The following is a 19,530-nucleotide window of genomic DNA, read 5'->3' on the forward strand; positions in this document are numbered from 1 at the left end:
GAGGAGTACCCAAGTCTGGCTGAAGGGGTCGGTCTTGAAAACCGAGAGGCGTCGAGAGGCGCGCGGGGGTTCGAATCCCTCCTCCTCCGCCATTATATTTTATTATTGCGTCGTTGCGGGGTGGAGTACGATCGAATAAGCTTCTCCGAAACGGCAACAGCGTACCGTTCGAACTGCAGCTTGAATAAGCATACTGAGAGCGGGACGGCCAAAGGAACGTAGAGCATAGTAAATATCCATTTATCTTTTTATCATCGCGGGGTGGAGCAGTCTGGTAGCTCGTCGGGCTCATAACCCGAAGGTCGCAGGTTCAAATCCTGCCCCCGCAACCAAATGGTCCCGTAGTGTAGTGGTTAACATGCCTGCCTGTCACGCAGGAGATCGCGGGTTCGAGTCCCGTCGGGACCGCCATTATAAATATGGTATGTTTAATCTAAGAAATAATACGGCTCGGTAGCTCAGTCGGTAGAGCACGTCCGAATAAGCTACCGAGCGATGCATCAGCGCACCACTCGAGCTGCTACTTGAATGAGCATACTGAGAGTGGGGCGAAGGGAATTTAAAAAATGATATTTGAAGTGCTCAAAACAAGATAATGGCTCGGTAGCTCAGTCGGTAGAGCAAAGGACTGAAAATCCTTGTGTCGGCGGTTCGATTCCGTCCCGAGCCACCATTTTTTATGTAAAGAAAACCTACCAATAGTTAAAAGTCGAATGTAGGTGAATTTTTATTCAATTCTGCCGACTTAGCTCAATTGGTAGAGCAACTGAATCGTAATCAGTAGGTTGCGGGTTCAAGTCCTGCAGTCGGCACCATTCAAAATTTATATGGAGGGGTAGCGAAGTGGCCAAACGCGGCGGACTGTAAATCCGCTCCCAGTGGGTTCGGCGGTTCGAATCCGTCCCCCTCCATCGTTATATAGGGGCATAGTTTAATGGTAGAACAGAGGTCTCCAAAACCTCCGGTGTGGGTTCGATTCCTACTGCCCCTGTCACATGGCGGCTATGGCGAAGTGGTTAACGCACCAGATTGTGGCTCTGGCATGCGTGGGTTCGATTCCCACTAGTCGCCCCATAAGCTGCTTATAAAAACATATTGGGGTATAGCCAAGCGGTAAGGCAACGGACTTTGACTCCGTGATGCGTTGGTTCGAATCCAGCTACCCCAGCCATATGCGGAAGTAGTTCAGTGGTAGAACACCACCTTGCCAAGGTGGGGGTCGCGGGTTCGAGTCCCGTCTTCCGCTTTTTACGGCGGCATAGCCAAGTGGTAAGGCAGAGGTCTGCAAAACCTTTACCCCCGGTTCGAATCCGGGTGCCGCCTCCACCGATTGCGCCGGGGTGGCGGAATTGGCAGACGCACAGGACTTAAAATCCTGCGGTAGGTGACTACCGTGCCGGTTCGAGTCCGGCCCTCGGCATGTAAAGGGCTTGACTTGTAAGTGAAAATAGAGTATAATATATCGTGTTGTTAAATCATTATTATATTTGCCGATGTGGCGGAACTGGCAGACGCGCACGACTCAAAATCGTGTTCCCGTGAGGGAGTGTGGGTTCGACTCCCACCATCGGCACCATTTTAACAGGGAGTACCTGTTTTTTATTTTAATTTTCTCTCGACAAAATTTGATCTTTTTTGCAAGAAATGCGGGTGTAGTTTAATGGTAAAACTCCAGCCTTCCAAGCTGATGTCGTGGGTTCGATTCCCATCACCCGCTCCATTGTACATATACATAGGGGACAACGCAGTGTTTCGTTTCTTAGGGAGAACGGGGCATTGCGTTTTTTATTTTTCCTAAAATATTTAAATGATTTGCGCAAAAGCTTCTCCACCATGAATCTGCGTAAACATACTTTGAATGGAAGAAACTAGCTGTTCGCACTCGCTTTGTTCCATCGATGGTAATAAATATGCGATTTGGATGGCACGTTTTGTTTTATATGTAATGGCTGTTCGTTCTGAATCTACAATTGGGCTTCCGAACGGTCCAATTGCATCTTTTGTGACAAGCTTGCGAGCGAATTGAACGGTTCGACCGTTAATCGCAAGATATTCATCCTCGTCTGTACCGATGTCGATCAAAATGTTTCCATTGATTTGCTCTGCATCATAAATGCCGATCGGTATTTTATAATAAAGAGAGAAAAAGTTGTTGACATCAGCAGCTGAGTGAATCGAAGGAATAAACTGCTGTTTTTGGATGCGACGATACAAACTTTCAGAAGAAGGACGGTATCGGCTCGGATCCGTACCGATCGCTTTAAATATGGCGCGCCATTCCGCTAGCTCTTTAATTTGAGAAATAGATGTTTCCTGCAGATCGAAATAAATCGATTCTTGAAAAAGTTGTAATCTTCCTTTCAACATTTGTGGAGAATGATCAACGACGATATCGTTGTAAATAATCACGCCTGCTTTGAATAAAGGAATGGCTTGTTTTACGGCTTCTGATACAGTAATTTCCATATTTTCACCTCTTGTTTTTTCTTTTTATTGTAACATGGATTTAGAACTTTAGCGAAGGGAGGGATTGTTATGGATGTTATCGAACTAAAAAAGGAAATTATCGAATATAGCAAAACGATCGGAATTGATAAAATTGGATTTGCCAGTGCTGATCCGTTTGTCGAATTGAAAGAGCGGCTTCGCCAGCAGCAACAACTAGGATATCAATCTGGATTTGAAGAACCGGATATTGAAAAACGAACAAATCCGTCTTTGCTTTTATGTGAAGCGAAGTCGATTATTTCAATTGCGCTCGCTTATCCGTCTAAAATGAAAAATGCGCCAAGGAGCACAAAGGAAGCGAGAAGAGGAATTTTTTGCCGCGCCTCATGGGGAAGAGATTACCATGATATTTTACGGGAGCGATTAAAAAAACTAGAAGATTTTATTTTAGCAAAAGTTCCAAACGCTAAAGTGAAGTCGATGGTAGATACCGGCGAATTAGCTGATCGGGCGGTCGCTGAGAGAGCGGGGATTGGCTGGAGCGGAAAAAACTGTTCGATTATCACGCCGGAATTTGGATCGTATGTATATTTAGGGGAAATGATTACGACGATTCCGTTTCCGCCGGATGTGCCGATAGAAAACCGGTGCGGAACGTGCACGAGATGCATTGAGGCATGCCCAACGGGAGCGCTTGTTCAAGGGGGTCAGCTTAACTCTCAACGCTGTATTGCGTTTTTGACGCAAACGAAAGGATTTTTAGCAGATGAGTTTCGTGATAAAATTGGGAACAGGCTGTATGGCTGCGATACTTGCCAAACGGTGTGTCCAGAAAATAAAGGAAAAGACTTTCATTTGCATCCGGAAATGGAGCCGGATCCGGAAGTGGTGAAGCCATTGTTAAAACCGTTGCTTCATATAACGAATCGGGAATTTAAAGAAAAATTTGGTTTGATTTCTGGTTCGTGGCGTGGAAAAAAACCGATTCAACGAAATGCGATTTTAGCATTAGCACATTATAAAGATAAGACAGCTATTCCTGATTTAGTGCAATTGTTGAAGGAAGACAGCCGACCGGTGATTCGTGGGACAGCTGCATGGGCGTTAGGGAAAATTGGTGATGATAGCGTCATTCCAGTGTTGGAACAGGCGCAACAGAACGAAAAAGAGGAAGAAGTATTGCGAGAAATCGAAAAAGGGTTACAAATGTTGTATGCGCAAAGGAAAAAATGATTCGTTCACCACATAATGTAATAAAAAAGAAAAGTGGTGGGCGATATGAAGAAACAGATAGAAGCATTGCTCGAAAAACGGGCGCGGCTTTTCGTGTCAACAAATAGATGCCAAGAAGATCCGAACATTGAGAAAAAACGCCAACTGTTTCAAAAGCGCGAAGCGGAAATTGTGAAATGCGTGTTGAAAGGACAAGTGCTGCGCAAACAGCGAATCGGGGAACGAACAGACATCGATTATATGGTGCACTATCAGTTTTTAGTGAGACAGCACGGGTGGATGTATGTAGAAGAGCAAGTTGAACAAAGGCGGGCGGGCTTTGTGTGCGGCGAATTGATGGAAGACAAAAACATTAAGGTGGTCGACACATTTGAAGAGAAGTTGCGCATGGATCGTGAGGCTAAAAAAGGTGAAACAATCAATTACGTCTATGATCGTATGAAGGCGGTAAAGTATGCTGAAATGTGGTGGAACAGCTACCATCCCGCGTTTCCTAAATTTGATGTGGATTGCACGAATTTCGTTTCCCAATGTTTATATGCAGGCGGCATTCCGATGACGGGATATCCTAATCGCCAAAAGGGTTGGTGGATGAAAAATAAAAGTTGGAGCTACAGTTGGGCGGTTGCTCATGCCTTTCGCTGGTATTTAAGTGGTGAACATCTAGGGTTACAGGCGATGGAAGTTTCAGCTCCAGAACAGCTGATGTTAGGCGATGTCATTTGTTATGATTTTGAAGGGGATGGGCGCTTTGATCATTCGACGATTGTCGTTGCCAAAGATCGTCAAGGAATGCCGCTTGTGAACGCGCATACGACAAACAGCCGCATGCGGTATTGGTCATATGAAGATTCAAGTGCCTATACGCCGGATATTCAATATAAATTTTTTCATATTGTTGATAAAGGATAGTATAATAAAACGGAGAACAATGACAACTTGAGGTGAATGGATGTGGCTTTACATGTAGTATTGTATCAACCAGAAATTCCGGCGAATACGGGAAACATTGCCCGCACGTGTGCGGCGACGGGCACAGCGTTGCATTTAATCCGTCCGCTTGGTTTTTCGACAGACGATAAAATGTTGAAACGAGCGGGACTGGACTATTGGGAATATGTCAATATTTTTTATTATGACTCGCTACAAGAGCTTTTTGACAAATATACAGATGCGGAGTTTTACTTTATTACGAAGTTTGGCCAAAAATATTATGATTCTTTCGATTACAGCGATCCGCAAAAAGATTATTTTTTTGTGTTTGGCCGCGAAACAAGCGGACTTCCGAAAGAGCTGATTGAAAATAATATGGAGCGTTGTTTGCGGATCCCGATGAACGATAACGTGCGTTCCCTTAATTTATCGAACACAGCCGCGATTTTAGTATACGAAGCGTTAAGACAACAAGGGTTTAAAGGTGTATATTAATAAAAAACGACCTTCATTGGAGGTCGTTTTTTTATCGGTTAATTTTTTACACCAGGCTTGTCATTATAGCCGGCAGTAAAAATAGCCGTTAAAAACGCAACAATCACGCCGAGCACAAGCAATGTTCTCATTATACTTTTCCTCCTTAAGAAATAGTTAGTCCTTTTTTTATTATAGCCGATGTGACAAGCAATGTTTAGAGGGGAACGGCAATTTTTTATTTCGAAGCGAATGATCACGGACATCCTTGCATACATTGTAATAATCTTTCAGTTAGACATCAAGGATGGGGAGGTTCTTGAATGGATATTTTAAAGAAAATTGCGAGATACCGGGAAGAAGAGCAACGGTTAAAGTGGGAAGGAACCTTCGCTGAGTATTTACAAATTTTAAAAGAAAAGCCCTGGGTTGCCCAGTCTGCTCATTCGCGTGTCTATAATATGATTAAAGATGCAGGGGTAGAAGAAGTTAATGAAAAAAAACGGTACAATTTTTTTAGCGGACAGTTGTTTGGCCTAGAGGAGGCGCTAGAGCGGTTAGTTGAGGAATATTTCCATCCGGCAGCGAAGCGTCTTGATGTCCGAAAGCGGATTTTGCTGTTGATGGGACCGGTTGGTGGCGGAAAATCGACACTCGTGACGATGTTAAAGAGGGGGCTCGAGGCTTATTCACTGACGGACCGCGGGGCTGTGTATGCGATTAAAGGCTGCCCGATGCATGAAGACCCGTTGCATCTCGTTCCGCATCATTTGCGTGACGATTTTTATAAAGAATACGGAATTCGCATTGAAGGGGAGCTTTCGCCGTTGAATATGATGCGTTTGGAAAAAGAATACGGCGGACGGATTGAAGATGTAATGATCGAGCGCATTTTCTTTTCCGAAAATAAGCGGGTTGGTATCGGCACATTCAGTCCGTCTGACCCGAAATCGCAGGACATTGCCGATTTGACGGGAAGCATTGACTTTTCAACGATCGCTCAATACGGTTCGGAATCCGATCCGCGCGCTTACCGGTTTGACGGAGAGTTGAACAAGGCGAATCGCGGGATTATGGAGTTTCAAGAAATGTTAAAATGCGATGAGAAATTTTTATGGCATTTGCTTTCGCTGACGCAAGAAGGAAATTTCAAAGCTGGAAGATTTGCGCTCATTAGTGCCGATGAATTGATTGTTGCGCATACGAATGAAACGGAGTATCGTTCATTTATCGCAAATAAAAAGAATGAAGCGCTTCATTCGCGGATTATTGTGATGCCGATTCCGTATAATCTGAAAGTGTCAGAAGAGGAGCGGATTTATGAAAAAATGATTCGGGAAAGCGATGTGGCCGATGTGCATATTGCGCCGCATACGCTCCGGGTGGCGGCGATGTTTACGATCTTAACACGGTTAAAAGAGCCGAAACGTCCGGATATTGATTTAGTGAAAAAAATGCGCCTATATGATGGTGAGGCAGTGGAAGGGTTTAATGAGGTGGATGTCGAGGAATTGAAGAAAGAGTACCCGGATGAAGGGATGAGCGGCATTGATCCGCGTTATGTCATTAACCGCATTTCATCGTGTATTATTCGCAAAGAAGTTCCGTCCATTAATGCGCTCGATGTGCTTCGTTCGCTAAAAGAAGGACTTGATCAACATCCGTCGATTTCCAATGAAGATCGGGAGCGGTATTTAAACTTTATTTCGCTTGCACGGAAAGAATATGACGAGATCGCGAAAAAAGAAGTGCAAAAAGCGTTTGTCTACTCGTACGAAGAATCGGCGAAAACGCTGATGGATAATTATTTGGATAACGTGGAAGCATATTGCAATAAAACGAAATTACGCGATCCGTTGACAGGGGAAGAAATGAACCCGGATGAAAAACTGATGCGTTCGATTGAAGAGCAAATCGGAATTTCTGAAAATGCGAAAAAGGCGTTTCGTGAAGAAATTTTAATTCGCATTTCGGCATATGCACGAAAAGGACAGCGTTTTGATTATAATTCACATGAACGGCTGCGGGAAGCGATTCAGAAGAAATTGTTCGCCGATTTAAAGGACATTGTCAAAATTACGACATCGACGAAAACGCCAGATGAGCAGCAATTAAAAAGAATTAACGAAGTCGTCGCTCGTCTCATTGATGAATACGGGTACAATTCTACATCGGCGAACGAACTGCTTCGCTATGTGGGAAGTTTATTAAACCGCTAAGCATGCCTTTATACCGGGCATGCTTTTCTTATTTTAGGCTTGTCCGGCAATTGAATTTTCCTAATTATTTGTCAATTATTTAAGTTTTTTGCATAGGATAGAGTAAACAACCGTTATCATTGTATGTTGTAGACGCCAAAATCAGTATATGATGGAATGAGAAAAATGTGATTAGGAGGGGAAACGATGAGTGGAAATTTTGTTGTGTCAAAAGAAGACTGGTCCCTCCATCGGAAAGGACATGATGATCAAAAAAGGCATCAGGAGAAAGTGAAAGAAGCGATTAAAAATAATTTAGCGGATTTAATCACGGAAGAAAGTATCATTATGTCCAATGGTCGCGATGTCATTAAAATTCCGATTCGTTCTTTAGATGAATATAAAATTCGTTATAATTATGATAAAAATAAACATGTCGGCCAAGGAGATGGGGACAGTCAAGTAGGCGATGTTGTAGCCCGGGATGGCTCTAGTGATGGGCAGAAAGGACCAGGAACAGGACAGGGAGCCGGTGATCAAGCCGGACATGATTATTACGAGGCCGAAGTGTCGTTAATGGAATTACAAGAAGCGCTGTTCAGCCAGCTCGAATTGCCGGATTTGAAGCGAAAAGAAATGGACCAAAATGTCGTTCAGCATATTCAGTTTAACGATATTCGCCGGACAGGGTTGATGGGAAATATTGATAAAAAGCGGACGATGATGGCCGCATTTAAACGGAATGCGATGAACGGAAACCCGAGTTTCTATCCGATTTACCCAGAAGATTTAAAATTTAAAACGTGGAATGAAGTCATCAAGCCGGATTCGAAAGCGGTTGTTTTGGCGATGATGGATACGAGCGGCTCGATGGGCTTATGGGAAAAATATATGGCGAGAAGCTTTTTCTTCTGGATGACCCGCTTTTTACGGACTAAATATGAAACGGTTGACATTGTGTTTATCGCTCATCATACTGAGGCAAAAGTCGTGACCGAAGAAGAATTTTTTACAAAAGGCGAAAGCGGCGGCACGATTTGCTCTTCGGCCTACCGAAAAGCACTTGAATTGATTGAAACACAATATTCTCCGTCCCGTTATAATATTTACCCATTTCATTTTTCGGATGGCGATAACCTCACGTCAGATAATGCGCGCTGTGTAAAACTTGTCAATGAGCTGATGAAAGTATCGAATATGTTCGGATACGGAGAAGTCAATCAGTACAACCGCCATTCAACGCTTATGTCTGCTTATAAAAACATTAAAGACGAAAAGTTTCGCTACTATATCCTTAAACAAAAATCAGACGTCTTTCACGCGATGAAGACGTTTTTCCGAAAAGAAGAAAATAAAATGCTCGTATGACCCCTTGCGTGATGCAGGGGGTTTTTTAAGGATTATGAACATGCTGGGAGCACAGGCGTGTTGATTAACTAATAAAAACTAGTTTGGATAGCTCTATTCCTAGCTTTTCTGTCGAAGTCGGCAAGCGATCGCTTGCCGACTGGGCATGCGTATAGCATGCCCTCCTCGAACAATGAACGCTTTGCGGGCAAAGAAGAGAGCCCGCTGGCGTTCTTGTTCGAGGGATGTGGCAGAAAAGCTTGTGTTCAGCCATATGATTCTGTGTTTTTTTAGTAAAATAATGGATAATCAACACTCGTGCTGGGAGCAATTTTTTGTTCATTTTTCAGTTTTGCTGAAAGGAAAATGTTTATTTTACATAAATTAACATTTAATTTACGAATCTATTAAAATATTTTAACAATGATCCTGTTAAATGTAAGTAGGACATTTATTTTATCACAAGGAGGAAAATGATGAAAAGGAAAGGAATTGTCGTTGCTTTGGCTCTTGGAATTATGGTTCCGGCATTGCATCCGTCTCAAGCCGCAACAAAAAAAGAAGTAAAGATTGAATCGATCTCATTTAACGGCTCGAGAGTACCAACTACCGCTGAAGAAATGAGCAAGCCGTTTACAACAGCTTCAGTTGTTGTAAAGTATACGGATGGAAAAACAAAAAACTTCCCGCTTACATATAAGCAGCTTTTTAAAACAACCGATCGGTTTAAAATGTCCAATGGCGAGACGTTCTCAGCAGGTACACCAACGGATTATTATGGTGACCCAATTACCGACAAATCTGTAGATGGAAAACCTGTTCATTATGTATCTGACGCGCCTGATGCGAATAGCTTGCTTCGTCCAATGAAAGACGGTTCTTTGTATCTTGTTTCTCATTATGAATATGATTCTTTAGACAATGCTGGAAATCCGGCATGGCGTCGCGTACCTGCTTCGATGACGTTAACGAAACTATATCAAAATATGAAAACAGGAGAACTAAAGATTGCAACTGTTGATAAAATTGATGTTTCGACAGTAAACGGTTTATGGGTGCCGTGCAACGGATCGCTAACGCCATGGAATACGCACTTAAGTTCAGAGGAATATGAGCCGGATGCCCGTTCGTTTGAATTTGATACACAAGATAAGACCAGTCAATCAACAGCTCATTTAAAAGATTTCGCAAAGCTATATTTTGATGATGAGAAAAAAGCAAACCCTTATTATTACGGCTTTATTCCAGAAGTGTTTGTCAGTTCTGATGGAATGACGCGTGTTGTAAAACATTACAGTACTGGACGTCGTTCCAATGAATTGATGGTTGTCATGCCGGATGAGCGTACCGCTTACTTTGGAGACGACGGTGAATATACAATGCTGTTTATGTATGTGGCTGATAAGCCGCGTGATTTGTCAGCCGGCACATTATATGCGGCGAAATTTGTACAAACAAGTGCAGAAAACGGCGGAGCTGGCAATTTAGAATGGATTAAACTCGGGCATGCGACGGATAAAGAAATTAAACGGATCATTGATAAAGGCATTAAATTCAGCGATATTTTTGAAGTGTCGAATGAACCAAAAGAAGGGTTTACTCCTGTTAAGCAATACTCAGGACAAGGTGCAAACTATGGCAAAATAGAATATTTGAAATTGAAGCCGGGTATGGAAAAAGCTGCAGCATTCTTAGAGACGCGCCGTTATGCAGCGATGTTAGGGGCAACAAGCGAGTTTAATAAAATGGAAGGTTTAGCGGTGAACGCGAAAGACAAAAAAGTGTATGTGGCCATTTCCGACATTAGCAAAGGTATGGAAAAAAATGCTCAAGACCCTACGGATCACATTCAATTTGCAAAAGTGAAAGCTGGTGCGGTTTATGAGTTAAGTTTAAAGCCAGGACAAAAGAACACAGCTGGTGAGCCGATTAACAGCGGGTATGCAGCCGTTTCTATGAAGGCGCTTCTTGTCGGTGAAGATTTAGCTCGGCCTGATGCTTATGGCAATAAAGCGAACGTGAACAAAATTGCAGGCCCGGATAACTTAAGCTTTTCTGAGGATTATCGCACATTGTTTATCGGAGAAGACAGTAGCCAACATATTAACAATTTTGTATGGGCGTATAATGTGGATACGAAAAAGTTATCCCGCATTTTATCTGTTCCTGCTGGTGCAGAGGCAACAGGACTTCAAGCGGCTGATAACCGAAATGGATTTAGCTACATTATGAGCAATTTCCAGCATCCGGGGGACGAATTAGACAATTTTGCACCGACAGCTGTCAAACTTGAGGATGTGAAAAAAGCGATCAATGCTACATATGGAATTAATCAAGCTGGAGCTGTTGGCTATATCCAAGGGTTGCCGAACATTCAAAAACTTCAGGAAGAATTAAAGAAACAGCAAAAAGCTCAACAGAGCAAAAAGAAAAAATAAGAGATAACAGAAAGTCTGCCCCATAAATTGGAGCAGACTTTTTTATACGATAGCAGGCGTGTTGACTAACTATATAAATACAACTGGGAGGTTTAACTTATGGCGGACGAAAAAGTAGACTCCCTATTTTTTCGACTGACGAAGGCAAGTCTGTGACTTGCCTTCGCCGTTGCCCGCAGGACACGGGACGCGGGCTGCCTCCAGGCGAAATGGGGGCACTTTTTGTTTTTCTTTATTGTCCATTAGAAGAGCTTGTCGGTTCGTTCGGATTGTCTAAGCTTTTATTTGGTTTTGTCACTTCTGTTTTTTCCACTGTAGAGAGCATCGCGAAAATTGGTTCAAGTACTTCTTGGTCACGCGGTGTTTGAATGGTGACCATCATTGGAACGTTTTCTTTGATCCAAATTACATTCACAGCGGTATCGCTTGTGTATGCTTTATACCAAACCGCTTGGCGAAGCAGCCCTTGAAGATCGTCTGTATTTTGGCGCACAGCATCGGCAGAAACGGCTTTAGCCTGATCTTCTACCATTTTTTCATAGTCCATTGCCCCGTATTCAGGCTGAATGAGGCGGATTCTGACAAAAGAATCATCTTTTAAAAGGACGTCAGAGTTTGGTTCTTCCGCTTCCAACTCCCATCCTTCTAAAACATAGAGGGAAAATGACTGGTTTTCACTCGTTTTCAAATAAGCCATTTCTTCATATGTTTTTCCATTTTCAGTATAAGATAACTTCTTTTCTAGCAAACGAATAATTTTGCTTTGTTCTTGTTTGTTGCTTTGTTCTCCGGTTTGCTTGCTTGGCAATGTTTTTTCCACTTCTTGTTTCGCGCCGCATCCGGATATAAGCGACAATCCTAATAGGGAGACAGCTAGTGTTTTGTATAACGGTTTCATAAAAACCCCCCTTAATTGCGAAAAAAGATGTGTGTTATATTAGTCGGAATGAAAAAAGGAATGTTACATCTATATTATCAGAATATGAGATGTGCGTAAAATTATGGTTTCATGATGTATCGGTTTACAGGGCGGCCAATACCGCCGTATTGAATATTAATCTGCACTTTTTGTTGCTTTTCTAAATACTCCAAATAGCGGCGTGCAGTGACTCTTGCAATGCCGATGCCTTCTGCCACTTCTTCTGCGGAAACAGGTTTTGTTTGTTGTTGAAGATAGTGAATAACTTTTTGTAATGTAATATCGTTTAGTCCTTTAGGAAGTTCAGGGCGCGTTTCTACTTCATTTGGTTGTAAAAGTGCGTCTAATTCTTTTTGTGTGAACTTTTCTTTCATTTTTAACGTTTGACGAAATGCGTGGTAATTTTCGAGTGCTTGTTTTAACCTTTCAAATTTAAATGGTTTCATAATATAGTCAAATGCGCCGTTTTGCAGCACGCGCCTTACTGTTTCCATATCGCTTGCGGCCGTAATGGCGATCACATCAACTGTATGCCCTTCTGTACGAATTTGTTGTAACGTTTCGAGCCCATCTTGATAGGGCATATAAATATCAATAACAACTAAATCCGGGTGAATCTCGCGAATCATTTCGATTCCTTGAATTCCGTTTGCCGCTGTACCGATCACATGAAACTGGGGCACTTGCTCAATAAATTGCCGGTTTACTTCTTGTACCATCGGATCGTCTTCGATTAACAGCACTTTATACATTCTCTATCCCCCTTTCTTACATGTCAAATGTAATCGTAAAAATCGTTCCTTTTTCTTTTTCCGACTCGACATGAATATGCCCTTTTCCTTTATCGACAATTTGTTTAATTAAATATAGGCCGATGCCGCGGTCATTTGTTCCTTTCGTCGAAAAACCTTCATCAAAAATGTGTGCTTTATGTTGTTCGTCAATGCCGCATCCGTTATCTTCAACAGAAAGAGATAAAATTTCGTCGTTTTGTTCAATGCTGATGTACACTTCTTTGTTTCGATCAACGACCGTTTGAAAGGAATCGAATGCATTTTCAATTAAGTTTCCAAGAACCACAACAAAATCGTGATGGTCCAAATGAGGCGGAAATTTCTTTAGCTGGCTATGCCGGTCGATGGTTACTTGAATGCCTAGTTCTTTTCCGCGGCTAATTTTGCTTAAAAGAAGGCCGGAAATGCTTTCGTCTTTAATGTTTTTGCTTAAAAATCTCGTCAGTTCTGCTTGCTCTTCCGTCACTTTAAACACATATTCGAGCGCTTTTTCTTTATGGCCGAGTTGGATGAGTCCAGCGATCGTATGCAGCTTATTCATATATTCGTGGTTTTGGACGCGCAAAGCGCTTACGAACGCTTTCACGCCTGTAAGTTCTTCAGCTAGTTTTTTCACTTCCGTTTGATCTTGGAAAATGGCTACTGCGCCGACGGTTTGCCCATCTACTTTAATCGGAATTCGATTGCTCAAAATGTTTAGGTTTCGAATCTGTAGTTCTTTGTTATAAATAGGTTGATTAATTTGCAAAATTTCGGGTAAGTGCGTGTCGGGAAGAACAGATCGAATTGGTTGACCGACCACATCTTTGTGAATTCCGAGCATTTTTTTCGCTTTATCGTTAAAAATCGTAATACGCTCGTCCGTATCGATGGCAATGACCCCTTCATGCATGGCGTTAAACGTTTCTGTTCGTTCAACAAGTAGTTTGGCGATTTCATGCGGTTCCAGCTGAAACATTTGCCGTTTAATATGCGAAGCCAACATCCACGCTCCGAAGCCGCCGAACAATAATGAAAGGCTGGTGGTGACGAGAATTTCTGTTTTTAATGATAACAACACTTGAAGAAAGCTCGGCAACTGATAGGCAGCAATGACAACGCCAACTTGTTCGTGCTGAGCATTCATCACTGGAACAAATGCGCGAATGACGGTTCCTATTTCTCCACGTGCTTTTGACGTGTAAGTATGCTCTGCGAAGGCGGGACCTTCATCTTTCCCTTTTGAACGCTTTCCGATCATGTCTTTGACCGGATGGGAGAGGCGGACTTTGTGCATATCAAGAACGGTGATATACGCTGCACCATGAATAATGCGCAACCGTTCGGCGATTGGATCAATTGTGCTCCTCTCTTTTTTCGTTCCTGTTATTTTTTGTTTAATTTCAGGAAGCTCAGAGACGGTACGGGCTGTCAACAGAGCGCGCTGCTTTAGCTCTTCTTCTTTTGTATGCACAAAGTTTCCAACGACAATCGTACCGCCAAGCAGCAGCGAAAAGCCAACGATAAAGAAAATAAGGGCTGTAATTTTCCAACGAATCGATAGTCGTTTCATCCATTTCTCCCTCTTTGGACAATGGTTCATTAACATATATTTTATCATTTCTTTTGTTGTATGTTAGAATTTTCTCAAATCAATAATGAAGTGGTGTAGGGATATGAAGAAACAATGGGGCATTGGAGTTTTATCGATCGCTTTAGTAGGTGCAGTCATGTTTATGATGCAAAAACAATCGTCAGAACCGATCGTTTATGATGATGAGCAAAAAGGATTAAATCAACAAATTGTCATTTATTTTAGCCATGTCGTGGCAGAAAATACGCCGAAAGGATTAGCGGCCCAGAAATTTGCCCAGCTGGTAGAGGAGAAAACAAATGGGCGCGTCAAAGTGGAAGTGTTCCCGAACGGTTCGCTGTATTCTGATGAAGAGGAAATCGATGCGTTATTGCGCGGCGATGTACAAATGATTGCGCCTTCGGTATCCAAAGTAACGCAGCTGATTCCAGAGTGGCAAGTGCTTGATTTGCCGTTTATTTTTGAAAACTATGGCGATGTAGAAAAAGTGTTTACGGGGGAAGTAGGAAAAAATTTATTGGCGATGTTAGAGAGGAAAGGTATCAAAGGATTGGCTTTATGGGGAAACGGTTTTAAGCAAATGACGAGCAACCGTCATCCTCTTGTAGAACCGTCCGATTTTTCTAGTTTAAAATTTCGGGTGATGCCGAGCGAAGTGATTGAAAGGCAATTTCAGCTTTTAGGAGCGAAGCCGATTGTCGTTCCTTTTAACCGTGTGTATGAATCATTAGAAAAGCATGAATTTGATGGGCAAGAAAATACGATCTCGAATATTTACTCGAAAAGTTTTTATCAGTTTCAACCGTATTTGACGATTAGCAATCACGGATACCTCGGTTATGCGGTGATGGTCAACAAAGTGTTTTGGGATCATTTACCAAAAGATATTCAAGAAAAAATGATGGAGGCGATGCAGGAAACGACAGCTTGGAATTTAACGCAATCAAAGGAGCAAAATGAAGAAGAATTGGCGCAAATGAAGCAAAATCCGCGCATGCATATTTACGAATTAACAGAAAAGGAACGGGAAACATGGAAACAAAAGTTTATGCCTTTATACCAAGAATTTGAGCGGGAATTCGGAAGCGGGCTTTTGCGTCAAATAAAAAAGGCTGAGTGACAGTCGCTCGGCTTTATTTTTTTGTGTACTGGAGACCAAAATGAACAAAACGACCAATATTAACATAATATTAATATTTTTAAAAATATTCGTTAACATAAGATCAGTAAAGCGGTTATTTATTTGAAAGCGTTATCAAAGCAAAGGGGAGAAGGAGAAATGAGAATCACGTTTAAAAATTTAACTGTTCAAGTTATTACCGGTATTATTTTAGGGATTATTGTCGGTTTTTCGTTTCCTGAATTTGGGGCACAATTAAAAGTGTTGGCGGATGGTTTTATTAAGTTAATTAAAATGGTTATTGCCCCAATCATTTTTTTTACGGTTGTAATCGGTATCGGAAATATGGGAGACTTAAAAAAGGTAGGACGGATTGGCGGCAAAGCGCTTATTTATTTTGAAATCGTCACCACGTTTGCTTTAGCGATTGGGATTATTGTGGTGAATCTTGTGAAACCAGGCGAAGGATTTAATACAGCCGCAGTAAAAGGCGGTGACATTTCGCAATATACGCAGCAAGCAGAGGCTGCCAACCATGGTGCGATTGAATTTTTGCTCGGCATCATCCCAGATAATGTCGTTGGAGCAATGGCGAAAGGGGAATTGCTGCCGATTCTGTTCTTTGCCGTGTTATTTGGATTGGCGACTGCTGCGTTAGGGGAAAAAGCGAAACCGGTTGTGTCGTTGTTTGAAAGATTAACCGATATTTTCTTTGGTATTGTGAATATGGTGATGAAAGTATCTCCGATCGCTGCTTTCGGCGCGATGGCTTATACGATCGGAACGTTTGGATTAGGATCTTTAGTAGCGCTTGGAAAATTAATGGGTTCTGTTTATACGACGATGTTTTTATTTATCGTTGTCGTGTTAGGGGCAATTGCCAAATTTTATGGATTCAGCATTTTTAAATTTATTGCTTATATTAAAGACGAAATTTTGCTTGTATTAGGAACGTCTTCATCAGAGTCAGCGCTGCCAAAAATGATGGAAAAACTTGAAAAATATGGGTGTTCCAAATCCGTTGTCGGCCTTGTCATTCCGACAGGATATTCATTCAATTTGGATGGAACATCGATTTATCTTTCGATGGCAGCGATGTTTATCGCCCAAGCATACGGCATTGACTTGACGATATGGCAAGAACTTACGTTGCTCGGGGTGTTAATGTTAACATCAAAAGGGGCAGCTGGAGTGACAGGTTCTGGATTTATTACATTAGCCGCAACATTGGCGGCATTCCCGATGATTCCAGTCGAGGGAATCGCGCTCCTTCTCGGTGTCGACCGCTTTATGTCGGAAGCGCGTGCGATTACGAACTTAATTGGAAATGGTGTTGCAACAGTCGTTGTTTCGAAAATGGAAAACGAGTTTCATCCTGCAGCGGAATCAAAATTGCAACAAACGAATATGACAGTAGCGAAATAAGGACAGCTCGTATAGCTGTCCATTTTTTATTAAAAGAATGAATGGTTGACAATGGCATCATGTTTTTATATAATAAATCTCGAATTAAAAATTTATGAATTGTAAGTTATTATCTTGAATTCGAGATTTAAGTATAATGGAAGGATGTGGATTTATTGATTCGAGTATATCCCGCCAGTGAGCGGTATCACGCCAATCATGGTTGGTTAGATACGTATTTTAGTTTTTCGTTTGCTGAATATTTTGATCCGAACAATATGAATTTTGGCCCTTTGCGCGTGTTAAACGATGATGTGATTAAGCCATTACACGGTTTTGGGGCGCATCCGCATCAAGAGATGGAAATTGTTTCAATCGTGCTTAGCGGACAGTTAAAACATCAAGACAGCTTAGGAAATGAAGCAATTACGACATTCGGCGGCATTCAGCGGATGTCGGCAGGAACCGGAATTGTTCATTCTGAAGTGAACCCGTCAGCAACCGAAGACGTAAATTTGTTGCAATTATGGTTTTTGCCGGAACAGCACGGTCTCACCCCGTCTTATGAAAAAACGAGCTATGATATAAAGCAGTTGCAAAACCAACTGTTGCCGGTGGTGGCGAAAAATCCACAATCGCCCAACATTGCACACATCCATCAAGATTTAACGATTTATTTATCGGATTTAGAAGCTGGAAAAGAAATCGTGTTTATGCAAGAAAGCGGCCGGCGTATTTTTCTTTTTCTCATTGAAGGAGAATTGCAATTAAATGATGAGGTCAAACTATATAAACGGGATTCGGCGAGAATAACCGAAACGCCTCAATTGAAAATGGCCGCAAATGCTGACACACGTTTGATGCTCATTGATCTTCCTTAGATCAGTGAGAATTCATAAATTTTTCAAAAGGGGAGAATGAAATGGCAAATGTGAATTTAGCGATTATTTATTACAGCTCGACAGGCACGAACTACAAATTAGCGAAATGGGCCGAAGAGGCAGCGAAAGAAGCAGGCGCAGAAGTCAGAGTCTTGAAAGCGCCTGAACTTGCGCCACAAGAAGCGATCGAATCAAATCCAGCATGGAAAGCGCATGTGGAAGCGACAAAAGACGTTCCAACGGTGACATTAAACGATTTAGAATGGGCCGATGCGATCATCTTCAGCGTGCCGACACGCTTCGGAAACGTGCCTTCCCAATTAAAGCAGTTTTTAGATACGACAGGAGGGCTTTGGTTCCAAGGAAAATTAGTTAATAAAGTCGTTAGTGCGATGTCTAGCGCGCAAAACCCACATGGCGGCCAAGAACAAACAATTTTACAATTATATACAACGATGTACCATTGGGGCGCCATCGTTGTCGCGCCAGGTTATACAGATCCAGCGATTTTTGCAGGCGGAGGAAATCCGTACGGCACGAGCGTAACGGTTGACCAAAACGGCAACATTCTCGAAAACGCCGAAGCAGCCGTTAAACATCAAGCAAGACGCACAGTCCAAGTGGCACAATGGGTGAAAAACGGAATGCAAAAATAAAGCTAGAAAGATGAGGACGACTCCTCATCTTTTTTTATGAGAAAATTTTTATGTTTTTGTTAGCTATTCTTCATAGATATATGGTTCAATGATATCGGTGTTTGGAAAACGATATTGACGGAACATTTTCTATTGTTGTACTGTAACAAAGTACGGATAAAAGTAAAAATGATCGAGGTGTAGCGATGTTGTGGCATTATATTTCAGCTATCATTATGGGAATGGTAGAAGGATTAACCGAATTTCTTCCGATCTCTTCGACAGGGCATTTAATTTTGACAGGGGAATTAATCAATTTTAAAGGAGAGCAAGCGAAAACGTTTGAAATTTTTATCCAGCTCGGCTCGATTTTGGCGGTTGTTGTTGTATATTGGAAACGATTTTTCAATCTTTTTGGACTTATGAAAGAAAATAAGGAAGAGAAAAGTTTAAATCTTTTCCACATCATTTTAGCGATGCTTCCGGCAATTGTATTAGGGCTTATTTTGCATGATGCCATTAAAACATATTTATTTTCCCCGTACACGGTGTTAATCGGTCTTGTTGCCGGCGGGTTCTTAATGATTTTTGCGGAAAAGAAACGGTCGACTATTACTGCAACAAGTCTCGATACACTTTCTTATAAACAAGCGTTTAGCATCGGTGTCTTTCAATGTTTAGCACTATGGCCTGGTTTCTCTCGGTCAGGATCAACGATTTCGGGAGGATTGCTTGTTGGAACAGACCGGAAAACAGCAGCGGAGTTTTCCTTTATTGTCGCTGTACCGATGATGGTAGCGGCAAGCGGATTGGACTTGTTAAAAAGCTATTCATCTTTATCGGCACAGGATGTTCCTATTTTTGCGATTGGCTTTGTTACAGCATTTTTAGTCGCACTTTTGGCGATTAAATTTTTCCTGCGTTTTGTTTCAAAAGTCAAATTGACGCCATTTGCAATTTATCGATTCGTTATTGCTGCGTTGTATAGCTTCATTTTGTTTTAAGAAGAAGATGGCTGACCGTCTTCTTCTATATTTTCTGTAGTTGAGCAAATTTACTAACATAAATTTACATCCAAACAAAAAAGGAGACATGAACCCGACTCCTTGGTTAAAATAGATGTGCTAACCAAC

General features: G+C 42.0%; 15 protein-coding genes and 13 tRNA genes. 24 read left to right on the plus strand and 4 right to left on the minus strand.

The genetic code is table 11. The features are described 5' to 3' along the window. The first annotated feature begins 255 nt into the window (after positions 1-255). The 13 genes from HNQ34_RS16605 (at position 256) to HNQ34_RS16665 (ending at position 1,720) form a co-directional block, all read left to right on the plus strand. Positions 256-332, plus strand: a tRNA-Met gene (locus HNQ34_RS16605). A gap of 3 nt (positions 333-335) precedes the next feature. Next, positions 336-411 (plus strand) — tRNA-Asp (locus HNQ34_RS16610). 186 nt (positions 412-597) lie between these two features. Then, positions 598-673, plus strand: a tRNA-Phe gene (locus HNQ34_RS16615). A gap of 66 nt (positions 674-739) precedes the next feature. Continuing rightward, positions 740-815: transfer RNA gene (locus HNQ34_RS16620), tRNA-Thr, on the plus strand. A 14-nt stretch (positions 816-829) separates the two neighbouring features. Next, positions 830-911: transfer RNA gene (locus HNQ34_RS16625), tRNA-Tyr, on the plus strand. A gap of 9 nt (positions 912-920) precedes the next feature. Beyond that, positions 921-991 (plus strand) — tRNA-Trp (locus tag HNQ34_RS16630). Positions 992-998: 7 nt separating this feature from the next. Continuing rightward, positions 999-1,074 (plus strand) — tRNA-His (locus tag HNQ34_RS16635). A 22-nt stretch (positions 1,075-1,096) separates the two neighbouring features. After that, positions 1,097-1,171 (plus strand) — tRNA-Gln (locus HNQ34_RS16640). 3 nt (positions 1,172-1,174) lie between these two features. After that, positions 1,175-1,246, plus strand: a tRNA-Gly gene (locus tag HNQ34_RS16645). Between the two features lie 6 nt (positions 1,247-1,252). After that, positions 1,253-1,326 (plus strand) — tRNA-Cys (locus tag HNQ34_RS16650). An 8-nt stretch (positions 1,327-1,334) separates the two neighbouring features. Continuing rightward, positions 1,335-1,420, plus strand: a tRNA-Leu gene (locus tag HNQ34_RS16655). 69 nt (positions 1,421-1,489) lie between these two features. After that, positions 1,490-1,576 (plus strand) — tRNA-Leu (locus HNQ34_RS16660). A 70-nt stretch (positions 1,577-1,646) separates the two neighbouring features. After that, positions 1,647-1,720: transfer RNA gene (locus HNQ34_RS16665), tRNA-Gly, on the plus strand. A gap of 83 nt (positions 1,721-1,803) precedes the next feature. Here HNQ34_RS16665 and HNQ34_RS16670 read toward each other — a convergent pair. Then, complete coding sequence (locus tag HNQ34_RS16670) at positions 1,804-2,466, minus strand: B3/B4 domain-containing protein (RefSeq protein WP_183256451.1); 663 nt, start codon at positions 2,464-2,466, stop codon at positions 1,804-1,806. 69 nt (positions 2,467-2,535) lie between these two features. Between HNQ34_RS16670 and queG the strand changes: the two genes are divergently transcribed. The 6 genes from queG (at position 2,536) to HNQ34_RS16700 (ending at position 11,071) form a co-directional block, all read left to right on the plus strand. Next, the gene (gene queG, locus HNQ34_RS16675) at positions 2,536-3,681 is read left to right on the plus strand and encodes a tRNA epoxyqueuosine(34) reductase QueG (protein WP_183256452.1); all 1,146 of its coding nucleotides are present in this window, start codon (positions 2,536-2,538) and stop codon (positions 3,679-3,681) included. A 45-nt stretch (positions 3,682-3,726) separates the two neighbouring features. Next, positions 3,727-4,593 (plus strand): amidase domain-containing protein, encoded by an 867-nt coding sequence (locus HNQ34_RS16680; RefSeq protein ID WP_183256453.1) that lies wholly within the window; start codon positions 3,727-3,729, stop codon positions 4,591-4,593. A gap of 42 nt (positions 4,594-4,635) precedes the next feature. Continuing rightward, positions 4,636-5,109 carry a tRNA (uridine(34)/cytosine(34)/5-carboxymethylaminomethyluridine(34)-2'-O)-methyltransferase TrmL gene (gene trmL, locus HNQ34_RS16685; protein WP_183256454.1) on the plus strand — a complete coding sequence of 158 codons (474 nt, stop codon included), beginning with the start codon at positions 4,636-4,638 and terminating at the stop codon, positions 5,107-5,109. Between the two features lie 302 nt (positions 5,110-5,411). Next, a complete protein-coding gene (locus tag HNQ34_RS16690; protein ID WP_183256455.1) occupies positions 5,412-7,307 on the plus strand; it encodes a PrkA family serine protein kinase in 1,896 nt (631 codons plus the stop codon). A gap of 186 nt (positions 7,308-7,493) precedes the next feature. Beyond that, positions 7,494-8,654 carry a sporulation protein YhbH gene (yhbH, locus tag HNQ34_RS16695; protein ID WP_183256456.1) on the plus strand — a complete coding sequence of 387 codons (1,161 nt, stop codon included), beginning with the start codon at positions 7,494-7,496 and terminating at the stop codon, positions 8,652-8,654. A gap of 455 nt (positions 8,655-9,109) precedes the next feature. Beyond that, entirely contained in the window at positions 9,110-11,071 is a 1,962-nt protein-coding gene (locus HNQ34_RS16700; RefSeq protein WP_183256457.1) for a PhoX family protein, read from the plus strand. A gap of 232 nt (positions 11,072-11,303) precedes the next feature. Here the strand turns inward: HNQ34_RS16700 and HNQ34_RS16705 are convergent, their stop codons facing one another. From HNQ34_RS16705 to HNQ34_RS16715, 3 genes are all read right to left on the minus strand, one after another. After that, a complete protein-coding gene (locus tag HNQ34_RS16705) occupies positions 11,304-11,969 on the minus strand; it encodes a hypothetical protein (protein ID WP_183256458.1) in 666 nt (221 codons plus the stop codon). Positions 11,970-12,070: 101 nt separating this feature from the next. After that, the gene (locus HNQ34_RS16710) at positions 12,071-12,742 is read right to left on the minus strand and encodes a response regulator (protein ID WP_183256459.1); all 672 of its coding nucleotides are present in this window, start codon (positions 12,740-12,742) and stop codon (positions 12,071-12,073) included. A 16-nt stretch (positions 12,743-12,758) separates the two neighbouring features. Beyond that, the gene (locus tag HNQ34_RS16715) at positions 12,759-14,336 is read right to left on the minus strand and encodes an ATP-binding protein (RefSeq protein WP_183256460.1); all 1,578 of its coding nucleotides are present in this window, start codon (positions 14,334-14,336) and stop codon (positions 12,759-12,761) included. Between the two features lie 103 nt (positions 14,337-14,439). Here HNQ34_RS16715 and HNQ34_RS16720 point away from each other — a divergent pair, with 103 nt between their 5' ends. The 5 genes from HNQ34_RS16720 to bacA all read left to right on the plus strand — a co-directional run bounded on the left by HNQ34_RS16720 (position 14,440) and on the right by bacA (position 19,401). Beyond that, complete coding sequence (locus tag HNQ34_RS16720; RefSeq protein WP_183256461.1) at positions 14,440-15,477, plus strand: TRAP transporter substrate-binding protein; 1,038 nt, start codon at positions 14,440-14,442, stop codon at positions 15,475-15,477. A gap of 159 nt (positions 15,478-15,636) precedes the next feature. After that, positions 15,637-16,902 (plus strand): dicarboxylate/amino acid:cation symporter, encoded by a 1,266-nt coding sequence (locus HNQ34_RS16725; RefSeq protein WP_183256462.1) that lies wholly within the window; start codon positions 15,637-15,639, stop codon positions 16,900-16,902. 155 nt (positions 16,903-17,057) lie between these two features. Then, positions 17,058-17,762, plus strand: a complete 705-nt coding sequence (locus HNQ34_RS16730) for a pirin family protein (protein WP_183256463.1) — start codon at positions 17,058-17,060, stop codon at positions 17,760-17,762. 41 nt (positions 17,763-17,803) lie between these two features. Then, on the plus strand, positions 17,804-18,418 hold the full coding sequence (gene wrbA, locus HNQ34_RS16735) for an NAD(P)H:quinone oxidoreductase (protein WP_183256464.1): 615 nt from the start codon (positions 17,804-17,806) through the stop codon (positions 18,416-18,418). A 188-nt stretch (positions 18,419-18,606) separates the two neighbouring features. Continuing rightward, positions 18,607-19,401 (plus strand): undecaprenyl-diphosphate phosphatase, encoded by a 795-nt coding sequence (gene bacA, locus HNQ34_RS16740; protein ID WP_183256465.1) that lies wholly within the window; start codon positions 18,607-18,609, stop codon positions 19,399-19,401. The last annotated feature ends 129 nt before the right edge of the window (positions 19,402-19,530 follow it).

This window comes from Anoxybacteroides tepidamans (genome assembly GCF_014201465.1).
Classification (GTDB): domain Bacteria; phylum Bacillota; class Bacilli; order Bacillales; family Anoxybacillaceae; genus Anoxybacteroides; species Anoxybacteroides tepidamans.

Coding starts and splice junctions, on each gene's coding strand:
- HNQ34_RS16670 (WP_183256451.1), bottom strand. CDS start 2,466: ATGGAAATTACTGTATCAGAAGCCGTAAAACAAGCCATTCCTTTATTC.
- queG (WP_183256452.1), top strand. CDS start 2,536: ATGGATGTTATCGAACTAAAAAAGGAAATTATCGAATATAGCAAAACG.
- HNQ34_RS16680 (WP_183256453.1), top strand. CDS start 3,727: ATGAAGAAACAGATAGAAGCATTGCTCGAAAAACGGGCGCGGCTTTTC.
- HNQ34_RS16690 (WP_183256455.1), top strand. CDS start 5,412: ATGGATATTTTAAAGAAAATTGCGAGATACCGGGAAGAAGAGCAACGG.
- yhbH (WP_183256456.1), top strand. CDS start 7,494: ATGAGTGGAAATTTTGTTGTGTCAAAAGAAGACTGGTCCCTCCATCGG.
- HNQ34_RS16700 (WP_183256457.1), top strand. CDS start 9,110: ATGAAAAGGAAAGGAATTGTCGTTGCTTTGGCTCTTGGAATTATGGTT.
- HNQ34_RS16705 (WP_183256458.1), bottom strand. CDS start 11,969: ATGAAACCGTTATACAAAACACTAGCTGTCTCCCTATTAGGATTGTCG.
- HNQ34_RS16710 (WP_183256459.1), bottom strand. CDS start 12,742: ATGTATAAAGTGCTGTTAATCGAAGACGATCCGATGGTACAAGAAGTA.
- HNQ34_RS16715 (WP_183256460.1), bottom strand. CDS start 14,336: ATGAAACGACTATCGATTCGTTGGAAAATTACAGCCCTTATTTTCTTT.
- HNQ34_RS16720 (WP_183256461.1), top strand. CDS start 14,440: ATGAAGAAACAATGGGGCATTGGAGTTTTATCGATCGCTTTAGTAGGT.
- HNQ34_RS16725 (WP_183256462.1), top strand. CDS start 15,637: ATGAGAATCACGTTTAAAAATTTAACTGTTCAAGTTATTACCGGTATT.
- wrbA (WP_183256464.1), top strand. CDS start 17,804: ATGGCAAATGTGAATTTAGCGATTATTTATTACAGCTCGACAGGCACG.